The following is an 811-nucleotide window of genomic DNA, read 5'->3' as shown; positions in this document are numbered from 1 at the left end:
ATGGGCGCGCCGCTGCGCCCACGCCCACGGTTGCCGGAAATGGAGCAACTGGCTCTGGCACTGCTGCGCAAGGTCGGCGTGCGCATGCTGGTGATCGACGAGCTGCACAACGTGCTGGCCGGCAACAGCGTCAACCGCCGGGAATTCCTCAACCTGCTGCGCTTCCTCGGCAACGAACTGCGCATCCCGTTGGTTGGGGTAGGCACGCGCGACGCCTACCTAGCCATCCGCTCCGATGACCAGTTGGAAAATCGCTTCGAGCCGATGATGCTGCCGGTATGGGAGGCCAACGACGATTGCTGCTCACTGCTGGCCAGCTTCGCCGCTTCGCTCCCGCTGCGCCGGCCTTCCCCAATTGCCACGCTGGACATGGCTCGCTACCTGCTCACACGCAGCGAGGGCACCATAGGGGAACTGGCGCACTTGCTGATGGCGGCGGCCATCGTCGCCGTGGAGAGCGGCGAGGAAGCGATCAACCATCGCACACTCAGCATGGCCGTTTACACCGGACCCAGCGAGCGGCGGCGGCAATTCGAGCGGGAACTGATGTGAAGCCTGCGCCGCGCTGGCCGCTGCATCCCGCCCCGAAAGAAGGCGAGGCGCTGTCCTCATGGCTCAACCGCGTGGCCCTTTGCTATCACATGGAGGAGCCCGACCTGCTGGAGCACGATCTTGGTCACGGCCAGGTCGATGACCTGGACACCGCGCCACCACTCTCGCTGCTGGCGTTGCTTTCCCAGCGGAGCGGCATCGAGCTGGACCGGCTGCGCTGTATGAGTTTCGCCGGATGGGTGCCTTGGCTACTGGACAG

At 65.4% G+C, this 811-nt stretch carries 2 protein-coding genes; both read left to right on the top strand.

Annotation, left to right across the window (positions count from 1 at the left end; all coding sequences use genetic code 11):
• Positions 1-552, top strand: a 552-nt coding sequence (locus PG888_RS22990; protein WP_270694482.1) for a TniB family NTP-binding protein, incomplete at its 5' end; no start/stop codon positions are given.
• Positions 549-811: TniQ family protein (locus PG888_RS22985; RefSeq protein WP_270694484.1), on the top strand; the 263-nt coding region annotated here is incomplete at its 3' end. The genes PG888_RS22990 and PG888_RS22985, both read left to right, overlap by 4 nt.

It is taken from the genome of Aeromonas sp. QDB23, from assembly GCF_027707745.1.
Taxonomy (GTDB): Bacteria; Pseudomonadota; Gammaproteobacteria; order Enterobacterales; family Aeromonadaceae; genus Aeromonas; species Aeromonas allosaccharophila.
The sequence above is the reverse complement of the archived record's forward strand: the minus strand, read 5'-3'. Positions and strand labels throughout refer to the sequence as shown.